General features: G+C 52.2%; 13 protein-coding genes and 1 other annotated feature. Of the genes, 11 read left to right on the top strand and 2 right to left on the bottom strand.

Annotated features, from left to right (window positions below):
* Nucleotides 1–22: 22 nt before the first annotated feature.
* Entirely contained in the window at nucleotides 23–778 is a 756-nt protein-coding gene (lpxH, locus tag FH974_RS04975; RefSeq protein WP_047883260.1) for a UDP-2,3-diacylglucosamine diphosphatase, read from the top strand.
* A 293-nt stretch (nucleotides 779–1,071) separates the two neighbouring features.
* On the opposite strand, the gene FH974_RS04970 is transcribed toward lpxH, so the two are convergent.
* Nucleotides 1,072–1,992, bottom strand: coding sequence for a sulfite exporter TauE/SafE family protein (locus FH974_RS04970; protein ID WP_207103531.1), 921 nt, complete (start codon nucleotides 1,990–1,992; stop codon nucleotides 1,072–1,074).
* A gap of 217 nt (nucleotides 1,993–2,209) precedes the next feature.
* On the opposite strand from FH974_RS04970, the gene FH974_RS04965 reads away from it, so the two are divergent.
* The 10 genes from FH974_RS04965 to hisIE all read left to right on the top strand — a co-directional run bounded on the left by FH974_RS04965 (nucleotide 2,210) and on the right by hisIE (nucleotide 11,857).
* Nucleotides 2,210–3,439, top strand: a complete 1,230-nt coding sequence (locus tag FH974_RS04965; RefSeq protein WP_047883259.1) for an EAL and HDOD domain-containing protein — start codon at nucleotides 2,210–2,212, stop codon at nucleotides 3,437–3,439.
* Entirely contained in the window at nucleotides 3,439–3,975 is a 537-nt protein-coding gene (locus FH974_RS04960; RefSeq protein WP_053061692.1) for a YchJ family metal-binding protein, read from the top strand. Before FH974_RS04965 ends, FH974_RS04960 begins: the two co-directional genes overlap by 1 nt.
* A 550-nt stretch (nucleotides 3,976–4,525) precedes the next feature.
* Nucleotides 4,526–4,663, top strand: a sequence feature (His leader region).
* A 33-nt stretch (nucleotides 4,664–4,696) separates the two neighbouring features.
* Nucleotides 4,697–5,593 (top strand): ATP phosphoribosyltransferase, encoded by an 897-nt coding sequence (hisG, locus tag FH974_RS04955; RefSeq protein ID WP_207103530.1) that lies wholly within the window; start codon nucleotides 4,697–4,699, stop codon nucleotides 5,591–5,593.
* Nucleotides 5,594–5,597: 4 nt separating this feature from the next.
* The gene (gene hisD, locus FH974_RS04950; protein WP_047883256.1) at nucleotides 5,598–6,905 is read left to right on the top strand and encodes a histidinol dehydrogenase; all 1,308 of its coding nucleotides are present in this window, start codon (nucleotides 5,598–5,600) and stop codon (nucleotides 6,903–6,905) included.
* Between the two features lie 11 nt (nucleotides 6,906–6,916).
* A complete protein-coding gene (hisC, locus tag FH974_RS04945; protein WP_207103529.1) occupies nucleotides 6,917–7,969 on the top strand; it encodes a histidinol-phosphate transaminase in 1,053 nt (350 codons plus the stop codon).
* Between the two features lie 18 nt (nucleotides 7,970–7,987).
* Nucleotides 7,988–9,058 carry a bifunctional histidinol-phosphatase/imidazoleglycerol-phosphate dehydratase HisB gene (gene hisB, locus FH974_RS04940; RefSeq protein ID WP_207103528.1) on the top strand — a complete coding sequence of 357 codons (1,071 nt, stop codon included), beginning with the start codon at nucleotides 7,988–7,990 and terminating at the stop codon, nucleotides 9,056–9,058.
* Nucleotides 9,058–9,690, top strand: a complete 633-nt coding sequence (gene hisH, locus FH974_RS04935; protein WP_207103527.1) for an imidazole glycerol phosphate synthase subunit HisH — start codon at nucleotides 9,058–9,060, stop codon at nucleotides 9,688–9,690. Before hisB ends, hisH begins: the two co-directional genes overlap by 1 nt.
* A gap of 18 nt (nucleotides 9,691–9,708) precedes the next feature.
* Nucleotides 9,709–10,443 (top strand): 1-(5-phosphoribosyl)-5-[(5-phosphoribosylamino)methylideneamino]imidazole-4-carboxamide isomerase, encoded by a 735-nt coding sequence (gene hisA / locus FH974_RS04930; RefSeq protein ID WP_207103526.1) that lies wholly within the window; start codon nucleotides 9,709–9,711, stop codon nucleotides 10,441–10,443.
* 17 nt (nucleotides 10,444–10,460) lie between these two features.
* Nucleotides 10,461–11,234: an imidazole glycerol phosphate synthase subunit HisF gene (gene hisF, locus FH974_RS04925; protein ID WP_047883251.1), complete on the top strand. Its 774-nt coding sequence runs from the start codon at nucleotides 10,461–10,463 to the stop codon at nucleotides 11,232–11,234.
* A complete protein-coding gene (gene hisIE / locus FH974_RS04920) occupies nucleotides 11,231–11,857 on the top strand; it encodes a bifunctional phosphoribosyl-AMP cyclohydrolase/phosphoribosyl-ATP diphosphatase HisIE (RefSeq protein ID WP_047883250.1) in 627 nt (208 codons plus the stop codon). Before hisF ends, hisIE begins: the two co-directional genes overlap by 4 nt.
* A gap of 227 nt (nucleotides 11,858–12,084) precedes the next feature.
* On the opposite strand, the gene FH974_RS04915 is transcribed toward hisIE, so the two are convergent.
* Nucleotides 12,085–12,663, bottom strand: a complete 579-nt coding sequence (locus FH974_RS04915; RefSeq protein ID WP_047883249.1) for a thymidine kinase — start codon at nucleotides 12,661–12,663, stop codon at nucleotides 12,085–12,087.
* Between the last annotated feature and the right edge of the window lie 152 nt (nucleotides 12,664–12,815).

The raw sequence follows: 12,815 nt of genomic DNA, 5'->3' as shown, positions 1-12,815 counted from the left end.
GCCGCCCTGCCTTCCTTTATTTATGACAACACTTTTTATTTCCGACCTTCATCTCAGTGCTGAACGGCCCGATATTACTGCCTGTTTTCTGCGTTTTATGGCGCAGGAGGCCCGCGGTATTGATGCGCTGTATGTGCTTGGCGATCTGTTTGAAATGTGGATTGGTGACGACGATGAATCGCCCTTCCACCAGCAGGTGAAACAGGCTTTCCGCGCACTGACCGACAGCGGAGTTCCCTGTTATTTCATTCACGGCAACCGGGATTTTCTGATCGGGCGCCGGTTCAGTGAAGAAACTGGGGTAACATTACTGCCGGAACACTCAGTGATTGACCTGTACGGTACCCCGACGCTGATCCTGCACGGTGATACCTTGTGCACCCTGGATGAGGGGTATCAGCGCTATCGTAAAAAAGTCCATAACCGCTTTATTCAGTGGTTGTTTTTCCGCCTGCCGTTGCGCTACCGCCAGCAAATTGGCCATAAGATGCGAAGTGGCAGCAGCCAGTCGAACCAGATGAAAAGCCAGGCGATCATGGATGTCACCCCCACTGAAGTGCTCAAAGCCATGAACCAGTATCAGGTCAGGCAGATGATTCACGGCCATACCCACCGTCCCGATGTTCATGACATTCTGGTACAGGGGCAACCTGCCCAGCGAATTGTGCTGGGGGATTGGTATGATCATGGCTCCGTGCTGGTTTGCACGCCGGAAGGCTGTGAACTTGAAACCCGGGACTTTCCGGCAGAACTCGCCACGCTGAGCACTCCGGCTTAACCGCATTTACGCTACACGGCCAACCAACAGAGTCACGGCAAACCGATACACGGCGATCAGTCTCACGGTGAACAAGCACGCGGTGAATACCAAGCTACTGATTGAAAAATAAAAGGTACGCAATTGCGTACCTTTTATTTCTTGTGGCATGGCGATAGGTACGGTGACAGACCTGGTAGCCTGTAACTCAAAGATATTCCGTCTATTCGTGCCTCTTCGGCCAAGCAGACAACTGATGCCTCTGGCTTTTACAAACCGAGCTCTTACTAACCGAGCTCCTCCGCACGGGCAGTCTACACCGCTGCGTTCTCTTTCTTTACCGACGAGGTCGCTGCAGATGCCGTTGCGCCGAATTTTTCACTCGCCCAGGAACGGTACATAGTGAAAGAGGTATACATCACCACCCCAATCACCAACCAGGCCAGCAATTGCAGATCCAAAGACTTCACCATGTAAGCGGCAATCACCACCCCGATCGGACCGGTAATTGCCACCACCAGCGCAGCACGACTGTTGATTCGGTTGTTTCGGATAAAGCCACCAGCCGCGAAGAAGCTCAAAAATGCACATGAGCACATCATGATAGGAAAAGCTGCCAGCGGATGCATGCCCAGCAGATAAACCATGGTCATGCAGGGTGCATACAAACCAATGCCTACTGTCATCAGCGCACCGAAAAGAAAGTTACCAATCGCGGCCACCGCCAGTTTCCAGCCCGACAGCCCCAGAGCCGTACCGCCTAACGGAAACAACTCAAGCTGGCCAGCCAGCATCATTCCGGCTACTACCATCAGAGCGCCACACATAACGATGCGAATGATCTGGCGATCCCAGCCGGAAACCAACCTTGAGCCCATCGTCGCCCCGAAACACGCCGCCAGCACGAGCGTCACCAGCGTCATCGGATCGACATCAACCGCGGTAAGAAAAATCAGAGACTGAACCACCGTTGCCATCACCGCCTGACAATTCATGGTGCCGGGCAGCAACTGATCGTCAATGAGGTTAAACTGCTTATAACCGGCGGTCTTGATAGCAAAACTACCGACCCCGAGGGTATCGCAGAAATTGGCAAAGCCTCCGATGAGGCCAATTGGGAGAATTTTGGTATGTGCTTCCTGCTTTTTGTTTCTGCGCCATGACTTTAAAAGCATGACCACAAAAATACATCCACCTACAAGCAATCCAGCTTGTATGACTGTGAATACCGTCATGAGTTACACATATAATTACAAAAAGGCGGGGATTATCTATTAAGATGAGAGGTATTTCCATGCCTGAGATCAGCAAGTGCTGGCTTTATAGGAAACGCTGTTTATACAGCTTAATTTTTGTCATACTACTACGCCGTGACACGATGGGCCGATATAATCATAAGCCTGCCCGGCAACACCTAGAATAAATCACGACTTAAAGCCTTTTGCCGTATCCATGAATTCGTATCTTGCAAGACAGCCTGTACTCAACCGAAACAAGGAAACCATCGGCTACGAACTATTGTTTCGGGATGGCCCTCAAAACTGTTTCCCTGATGTCGGAGATGAACAGGCAACCCATCGCTTACTGACAGATAATTTTCTGAGTGCCGGGACCAGTGAAGTCACCGCCGGAAAAATTGCGTTTATCAACTTTCCTCAGAGCAGCCTGATCAAACGCACACCGCTGATTTTCCCAAAGCGCAGCTTCATTATTGAAGTGCTGGAAAGCTGCGAACCAAATGACGATCTCCTGCTTGCCATTCAGGAACTGCATCAGAAAGGCTACACTCTTGCTCTGGATGACTTCATTCCGACAGCAGAATGGAACCGCTTTCTGCCGTTTGTCCATATCATCAAATTTGATATTCGTGCCACCCCAATAGCCAAAGCCGGTTTCTTTATTCGACGCCATCGTGAGCAAGGCAGCAAGCTGCTGTTCCTGGCAGAAAAAGTAGAAACCTATGACGAATATCAGGCTGCCAAGCAGGCCGGATTTGATCTCTTTCAGGGCTTCTTTTTCAGTCGCCCGGAAATGGTCCAGCGTAAAACCCTGAATCCTTACGCCCTGACCACCTTACGGCTGTTTAGTGAAATCAGCCAACCCGTGGTGGATTTTGACAAAGTCGAACGGATCATTGCCTCTGATGTTTCCTTGTCATACAAGCTGTTGCACCACGTGAATTGTATGACTTACACCCGCGCGAAGCCGATCTCGTCGTTCAAGCAGGCGCTGGTCTATCTGGGCGAAGAAAAGCTGCGGCATTTCATCACATTCGTGGCTACTGCGCATGTCATGGAAGATAAGCCAATGTCGCTCTACCATCTTTCATTACAACGGGCCTGGTTCTGTGAAAGGCTCAGTATGAACTTCCCTGGCCAGATTGATAAAAATCAGGCATTTCTGACAGGGCTGTTTTCGTTGCTGGATTCCATCTTGGATCAGCCTATCGAAGTGCTGGTTGAACAACTGCCGTTGCCCGCCCAGGTACATCAGGCCCTGATCAAACAGCAGGGTCATCTGGGTGGGGTATTACGTCTGGTCAAAGCATATGATGAGGCCAACTGGCCTCAGGTGCAGCGTTTATGTCAGTTACTGGGGCTCGATGAATCAATCGTTGCAGAGCGCTATATGGAGTCATTAAAATGGTCGGCTGACTTTGAACAGAACATGCCGAAAAATTAATGTATCCACTAGATAAAGCGTGCCCTTGTGGCAGCCAGCGTCCGCTTCGGGAATGCTGCCACCCTATCCATGAAAATGCCTGTCTGGCAGAGCATCCTGAGCAACTCATGCGTGCCCGCTACAGCGCCCATGTCCTTGGCCTGGTTGATTTTGTCGTTGCCACCTATCACCCAAGCTGTGAAGCTGAGCAACACCGAGAGGCCATTGCTGAGTCAGTAAATACAACCTGGCTGGGGTTGGATGTACTACACAGTGAAATTGCCGATTCCGGCGAAGGCTTTGTTGAGTTTCAGGCCTTCTATCGTGATGGACAGGATGAGTACTGCCTGCATGAGCGCTCTCGTTTTTTACGTGAAGACGTACAAAGCGCCAGCAACATGAGCCAGCAGCAGTGGTTCTACATAGACGGTGATTACCCGCAACAACATGAACCTGCCACTGAGCCAAAAGCTGCACCTGTGGTGAGTGACAAAGTGGGTCGCAACGACCCGTGTCCTTGTGGAAGCGGCAAAAAATTCAAGAAATGCTGCGGCTAATCCGCCTTCCGCTTTATTACTCTCGGCGAGCATTCGCCGGGAGCTGTGTGACTGCCCGCCTTACAGTTCACCACGGTTCGGTTGACTCGGATGCCGCCGCTGTCTTGCATTCTGTACCAGCAGCCCTCTTATGCATAAAACCGTCAGGCTAATCCTCTTCTTTGGATGGATAAGGACGTTTACTCTGACTGAGACATTTGCATCCATCTGGCGCATTACGCAACCAAATATGTTACCCGTCTGCAACGCAGGTCTATTTTTAACTGGATGTGGCCTCAGTCACCCTACAATCAAAAATGCGATTAACCCACTGTAATTGAATGTAAATATATTAGTTTTACTGCATGTTCATGTACTGCAGGCAAGCTGGTTTAGCTTTTCTCGCCCATTAGGAAAAATTACCACTCATTAACCTTCCGCCAGAAAATTTCATTTTTCCGTAAAATTGCTATTGCAAAACATCCTCAGCTTGGTTAGTGTGCTTGCTAAGCACAGCGTTAATAAAGATTTAAACAGAGTATATAATTATGCGTATCCAAATGGTTTCTCTACATCACCATCATCATCCTGACTAGTCTTTCAGGAGGATACGCCTCGCTCTGGAAGACGCAAAACTCTCTTCCAGCGGTCAGCGATACTACCCTATTCATGGACCCTCGGAAGAGCACTCTTCCGAGGGTTTTTTCGTTTTCGGATTCAAAAAAGTACAGGGATAAGCACCATGCAAACACAACGACTGAGAATTGCAATTCAAAAGAAAGGCCGACTGAGCAAAGAATGTCAGGAGCTGCTCAAACGCTGCGGCGTCAAATTCAACATGATGGGCGAGCGCCTGGTCGTACATTGTGAAAACATGCCAATCGACCTGTTGCTGGTTCGCGATGATGATATCCCTGGCCTGATTATGGATGGCGTGGTTGATTTAGGCGTGATTGGCGAAAACGAGCTGGAAGAAGTGAGCCTGGAACGCCTTGCCCGCAATGAGCCAGCTGATTATGTCAAACTGCGTCGTCTGGACTTTGGTGGCTGCCGCCTGTCTATCGCGATTGATAAAGACGCGGAGTATAAAGGGCCGCAGGATCTGAAAGGCAAGCGCATCGCCACAACTTATCCGCAGTTGGTAAAACGCTACATGGATAAGCAAGGTGTGCCATTCAGCACCTGTATGCTAAACGGCTCCGTGGAAGTTGCCCCACGCGCAGGTCTGGCCGATGCTATCTGCGACTTGGTATCAACCGGTGCCACGCTAGAAGCGAATGGCCTGAAAGAAGTGGAAGTGATTCTGCGCTCAAAAGCCGTACTGATTCAGCGCCAGGGCGAGTTCTCCGCCGACAAGCTGGCACTGATTGAGCGCCTGCTGACCCGTATGCAAGGGGTGATTCAGGCCAAAGAATCGAAGTACATCATGCTGCACGCTCCAACCGACCGTCTTGAGCAAATCAAAGACCTGCTGCCGGGTGCTGAAGACCCGACCGTGATGCCGCTGTCAAAAGACAAAACCAAGGTTGCCATTCACCTGGTCAGTGCCGAGAACCTGTTCTGGGAAACCATGGAACTCCTCAAAGAGCTGGGCGCCAGCTCCATTCTGGTACTGCCAATTGAAAAGATGATGGAGTAACACGATGAAAACTGTAGTCTGGCAATCTCTGAGCGATAACCAGCAGGAAAGCCTGCTTGAGCGCCCGGCCATCACAGATGGCCGCAACATCAGCCGTACCGTTTCCGATGTCATCGATGATGTCCGCCAGCGCGGTGATCAGGCCCTGCTCGAGCTGACTGAAAAGTTTGATGGTATTCGTCCCGCCTCGTTGAAAGTCAGTGCTGACGAGGTAAAAGCTGCATCATCGCGCCTCAGTGATGACATGAAAGCCGCACTGAAACAGGCTTACAAAAACATTGCCACCTTCCACAAAGCGCAGAAACCTGCAACACTGCGGGTGGAAACCCAACCGGGTGTTGTCTGTGAGCAGATCACCCGCCCGATTCAGTCCGTTGGCCTGTACATTCCGGGCGGCAGCGCCCCTCTCCCATCAACCGTACTGATGCTGGGTGTACCGGCTCAAATTGCCGGTTGTCAGGAGGTGGTCCTGTGCTCGCCGCCGCCCATTGCTGATGAAATTCTGTATGTGGCTGAACTGTGTGGTATTACTGACATTTATAATGTCGGCGGCGCGCAGGCCATCGCGGCCATGGCCTATGGCACCCGAACCGTCACCAAGGTTGATAAGATTTTCGGCCCGGGTAACGCTTATGTAACTGAAGCCAAACGGCAAGTCAGCAATGACTTCCGCGGCGCGGCAATTGATATGCCGGCGGGTCCGTCCGAAGTGCTGGTGATTGCAGACAGCAGCGCCGACCCGGATTTTATCGCCGCGGATCTGCTCAGTCAGGCAGAACACGGGCCTGACTCTCAGGTTATTCTGGTCACTCCGGATCCGAGCATTGCCGATCGCACCGCTGATGCTATCCAGAAGCAGCTGAAAGCGCTGTCACGTGCCGATATTGCCCGTCAGGCTCTGGGTTCCAGTATCCTTATAGTCGCGGACAGTCTGACGCAATGTGTCTCTATCTCTAACCACTATGGTCCGGAGCACCTGATTGTACAAACCCGCCACCCGCGTGAGCTGGTTTCCCAGCTGACCAATGCCGGTTCTATTTTCCTCGGCAGCTGGTCACCGGAGTCGGTTGGCGATTATGCTTCAGGTACGAACCACGTATTGCCAACCTATGGCTATACCCGAACCTATTCCAGCCTGGGACTGGCTGATTTCAGCAAACGCATGACGGTGCAGGAGCTCACTGCCGAAGGACTGGCTGAGTTAGCCCCGACCGTCGTCACTATTGCTGAAGCGGAAGGACTGGATGCCCACAAACGAGCCGTTACAATTCGGGTCGAAAAACTAACCGCCCAATCACAACGCATTAAATAACGAGGCAAATTATGAGTATTGAACAACTGGCGCGAAAAACAGTACGTGAGCTGACACCCTATCAGTCAGCCCGGCGCCTGGGCGGAAGCGGAGACATCTGGCTCAATGCCAACGAGTCCCCATTTGCAAATGAGTACAACATCCAGTGCGCTCGCCTCAACCGCTACAGCACCTGCCAACCGGTTGAACTGATTGAAGCTTATGCGGATTACGCAGGCGTCCGAGCCGATCAGGTACTGACTTCACGCGGGGCTGATGAAGGGATTGAGCTACTGATCCGCACTTTTTGTGAGCCGAACAAAGACAGCATTCTGTACTGCCCGCCAACTTACGGGATGTACGCCATCAGTGCCGAAACTTTCGATATTGAGCGCAAAGTGGTGCCACTGACAGCCGACTGGCAACTCGATATGCCAGCCATCACGGCCAACCTGGATGGGGTGAAGCTGGTTTTCGCCTGCAGCCCGAATAACCCGACCGGCAACCTGCTTAACCGCAATGATCTCGAAGCGTTGCTGGATAAAACGGCCGGTAAAGCCCTGGTCGTGGTCGACGAAGCCTATATCGATTTCTGCCCGGAAGCGACCATGGCGAACCTGCTGGATCAATACCCGAATCTGGTCATTCTGCGCACCCTCTCCAAAGCCTTTGCTCTGGCCGGACTGCGCTGTGGTTTCACCCTGGCGAACCCGGATGTCATTCAGCTGCTGCTGAAAGTCATCGCGCCTTACCCGGTGCCGGTGCCGGTCACGGACATTGCAGTGCAAGCGCTCTCCCCGGCGGGTCGCGCCAAAACCAAATTCCAGGTTCTGGATTTAAGCGCCAACCGCGCGTACCTGCAAGCTGGACTGAGCATGCTAAACGGCGTTACCGTCTATGAAGGATACGGCAACTACCTGCTGGTCAAGTTCCCGGATGCCGACAGCCTGTTTAACGCCCTGTGGGAGCACGGCATTATTTTGCGTCGTTCGCCGATTGAAAACTGTATCCGCATCAGTATCGGCAACCGGGATGAGTGTGAGAAAACCCTGGCATTTATCCGGAAACAGCTAGAACAGAATTAATTCAGTAAGGACAGCACTGTGAGCAAGGAAAAAATCTTATTTATCGACCGCGACGGCACCCTCATCGTCGAACCGCCCATTGATTTTCAGGTTGATCGGCTGGACAAGCTGGCCCTTGAACCTTTCGTGATCCCGGCTTTGCTGAAGCTACAGGAGGCCGGATACAAACTGGTGATGGTCACCAATCAGGACGGCCTAGGGACTGACAGCTACCCGCAAGCTGACTTCGATGCGCCACACAACATGATGATGGCGATTTTCGAATCACAGGGTATCCGGTTTGACGATGTTCTGATCTGCCCTCACTTTGAAGCGGATAATTGCAGTTGTCGTAAACCTAAGCTGGGGCTGGTGAAAACCTACCTGCAGCAAGGTCGGGTCGACTTTGCTCACTCTGCCGTGATTGGCGATCGTCAGACTGACCTGCAACTGGCTGAAAATATGGCAGTGCGAGGTATTCAGTACCACCCACAAACCATGGGCTGGCAGCAGATCGTCAAAGATCTCACAACACAACCGCGCATCGCCGAGGTCGTTCGCACAACCAAAGAAACCGATATCCGGGTTAAGGTGAATCTGGATGAGACCGGCGGCAACCAGATCTCCACCGGGATGGGGTTCTTTGATCACATGCTGGATCAGATTGCGACTCACGGGGGATTCCGTCTCGAGCTGAATGTCGAAGGTGACCTGCACATTGACGATCACCACAGCGTGGAAGATACCGCACTGGCGTTGGGTGAAGCGCTGAAAAAAGCACTGGGCGACAAACGCGGGATTGGTCGCTTTGGCTTCAGCCTGCCGATGGATGAGTGTCTGGCACAATGCGCGTTAGACTTATCCGGCCGACCGTACCTGAAATTCGAAGCAACCTTCAGCCGCGATAAAGTCGGCGATCTGTCCACGGAAATGGTATCCCACTTTTTCCGCTCGCTGACCGATACGCTGGCCTGCACCCTGCACCTGTCGTCGGAAGGCAATAACGACCACCACATTGTGGAGAGCCTGTTTAAAGCATTTGGCCGTACTCTGCGCCAGGCCATTCGGGTGGAAGGTAATGAGCTGCCCAGCAGCAAAGGAGTGCTGTAATGACAGGGAAAAACCAACAAGTCGTCATTATTGATACCGGATGTGCCAATGTGTCATCAGTGCGCTTTGCCATTGAACGCCTCGGTTATACCGTCACTGTCAGCAAAGATCCTGACGTCGTGCTTGCTGCCGACAAACTGTTTCTTCCCGGAGTGGGAACAGCCAGCGAAGCCATGAAAAACCTGCGCGAGCGTGATTTGATCGAGCTGGTCAAACAAGTCGACAAGCCGCTGCTGGGCATTTGCCTCGGGATGCAGCTGCTGGGAGAAGTGTCTGAAGAACAAGGCCAGAACGGCAAAGAGCTGGTGCCATGTCTGGGGCTGTGTGAAGCCCCGGTCAGAAAAATGGAAACCGGTGCGTTGCCGCTGCCTCACATGGGCTGGAATACGATTTCCCCGGAAGCCGACCACCCGCTGTTTAAAGACATTCCGGATGGCAGCTACTTTTACTTCGTGCACAGCTACGCCATGCCAGTGTTTGAGCAACCGGGAGGGCGCACAATTGCCCGTTGCGAATATGGCCAGCCGTTCACTGCGGCAGTGCAAAGCGGCAATTATTACGGGGTCCAGTTCCATCCGGAACGATCCAGTAAGGCCGGTGCACAACTGATTAAAAACTTTCTTGAAATGTAAGGGCGACAAGGACTGGTTATGATTATTCCCGCATTAGATTTGATTGAAGGCCAGGTAGTCCGCCTGTTTCAGGGGGACTATGGCAAAGCAACTGAATACAAGGTCAATCCCGCAGAACAATTTCAGGCTTACTACCAGGCTGGTGCCACCTGGCTGCACCTCGTGGATTTGACCGGAGCCAAAGATACCTCTGCCCGACAGCTCAACCTCATCCAACAACTGCTGGCCAGCACCCCGGCCAATATTCAGATTGGCGGTGGCGTCCGGACCGAACAGGACGTGGCCAATCTGCTTGCGGCCGGTGCCCAACGCGTGGTTATCGGTTCAACGGCAGTCAAGCAACCAGAGCTGGTCAAAGGCTGGATCGAAACCTACGGCCCGGAACGCATTGTTCTGGCGCTGGATGTAAACATTGACCACAACGGCCAGCGCAACGTTGCGGTATCTGGCTGGCAGGAAGATTCCGGCGTGACGATTGAAGCACTTCTGGAAGACTTCCTGACTGTCGGCCTGAAACATGTCCTGTGCACGGATATTTCCCGCGATGGCACGCTGGCAGGCTCCAATGTCGAGCTATACCGGGATCTGTGCACGAGTTACCCGGATATCCGGTTCCAGTCATCCGGCGGAATCGGCTCGCTGGACGACATTGCCGCGCTGAAAGGCACCGGGGTTGCCGGGGTCATCGTCGGCCGGGCACTGCTGGATGGCAAATTCACCGCCGAGCAGGCTTTCGCCTGTTGGAATGACTAGATCGGGGAGAGACAGAAATGCTGGCAAAACGAATTATTCCTTGTCTAGACGTGCGTGACGGCCAAGTGGTCAAAGGCGTGCAGTTTCGCAATCACGAAATCATCGGCGATATCGTACCGTTAGCCAAACGCTATGCCGAAGAAGGTGCCGATGAGTTGGTGTTTTATGATATTACCGCGTCCAGTGATGGCCGGGTGGTAGATAAAAGCTGGGTTGCCCGGGTAGCAGAAGTGATTGATATTCCCTTCTGTGTCGCCGGAGGCATTAAATCGGCCGAAGACGCCAGCCGGATTTTGCAATACGGCGCAGACAAAGTCTCGATTAACTCACCGGCGCTGGCCAACCCGCAACTGATCACCGATCTGGCCGATAAATTCGGGGTGCAATGCATTGTGGTCGGGATTGATTCCTACTTTGATGCCACTACCGGAAAGTACCAGGTGTACCAGTTCACCGGTGATGAAAGCCGTACTCAGGCGACGCAATGGGAAACGAAGGACTGGGTACAGGAAGTTCAGCGACGCGGTGCCGGAGAAATTGTCCTGAATATGATGAATCAGGACGGCGTTCGCAACGGCTACGATCTGACCCAGCTGAACATGGTCCGTGAAGTGTGCCACGTTCCACTTATCGCATCCGGCGGGGCCGGTGAGATGATCCACTTTGCCGATGCTTTCAAACAGGCGAATGTCGACGGCGCTCTGGCGGCTTCGGTCTTCCACAAGCAAATCATCAATATCGGCGAATTAAAGCAATACCTGAAACAGAATAACGTGGAGGTCCGGGTATGAGTCTGAGCAGTAAAATTAACTGGGAAAAAGTCAACGGCCTGATCCCGGCGATCATCCAGGATCACACCAGCGGTCAGGTGCTGATGCTGGGCTACATGAACGACGAAGCGCTAACCAAAACGCTGGCGTCCAATCAGGTAACGTTCTGGTCACGGTCGAAAAATCGCCTGTGGACCAAAGGAGAAACGTCCGGCAATGCGCTGAATCTGAAAAGTATCCGCCTCGATTGCGATCAGGATACGCTGTTGATACAGGTCGCGCCGGTTGGGCCAACCTGCCACCTGGGCACCACCACCTGTTTTGATACCGATGCATCTGGTGAAGAACAGACTGAACAACCGGCTCTGGTGTTTCTTCATCAACTTGAGCAGGTCCTGGCTGCTCGTAAAGGTGCCGATCCTGAGTCGTCCTACACTGCCAGCCTCTACGCGCGTGGCACCAAGCGGATTTCGCAGAAGGTGGGAGAAGAAGGTGTTGAAGTCGCGCTTGCGGCAACGTCGGGTGACAAGGCGGAGCTAGTGAATGAGTCGGCCGATCTGATTTACCACCTACTGGTGTTACTTCAGGATCAGGGGCTGTCACTGGCAGATATTACCCAGCGTCTTCAAGAGCGTCATAAATAACCGCACTGCTATTGAAGCCAAACATATAAACCTAGCGCTTAAACACAGCGGTTAAATAAAGCAATTAAATAAACCGTTTAAAGAGTACCTAAGCAAATCGAAAAAAAACAAAAGCCCGGCTCTACAGGCCGGGCTTTATTATTCATTCATGCGTCCACCATGCCGGACAAAGCTATGCTGAAAAAACCAACTTCAGCGGACATATCCGACACAGCGCAAGGGCAGCGTTATTTTTCGAGCGCGTCTTTGTAGTGAGTACGACACACCGAGACATAACGTTCATTGCCGCCAATCACGACCTGATCACCATCAGCAATTGCATTGCCGTGCTCATCCTGACGAATCACCATATTGGCTTTACGGCCGCAGTGGCAGATTGTTTTGAGTTCAACCAGTTTGTCAGCCCAGGCCAGCAGATAGCGGCTGCCCTCAAACAATTCACCGCGGAAATCTGTCCGTAAGCCATAGCACAGCACCGGAATATGCAGCTTATCGACCACTTCTGTCAGTTGGTAAACCTGCTCTTTCGTCAAAAACTGACATTCATCAACCAGCACACAATCCAGTTTCTGCGTCGTATTCATATCCTGCAAACGCGCATACAGATCGTCCGTCACGGAAAATAGCTCAGCATCTTCCTGCAGACCAATACGTGAACTGACTTTCCCCTTCCCGTAACGGTCGTCAATTGCCGCAGTAAAAATAACCGGCGTCATCCCACGCTCACGGTAATTAAACGATGACTGCAACAAGGTGGTAGATTTACCCGCATTCATTGCCGAGTAATAGAAGTACATCTGAGCCATTAAGTAAGCTTCTCTGATTATCTTTAGAATGGTAAGAAAAAACTGGCGAGATGCTACAGAAATCCCAGCCAAATTAAAAGGAGCTCTGTCACCCGTTGCCCGATCGCTTGTATCATCCGGATCAGAGCAACTGCCGCAAACCGCCAAAAAGA

This window comes from Photobacterium ganghwense, from assembly GCF_017329545.1.
Taxonomy (GTDB): Bacteria; Pseudomonadota; Gammaproteobacteria; order Enterobacterales; family Vibrionaceae; genus Photobacterium; species Photobacterium ganghwense.
Note: the sequence above shows the minus strand (reverse complement) of the source record. Positions and strands in the feature narration are given on the sequence as shown.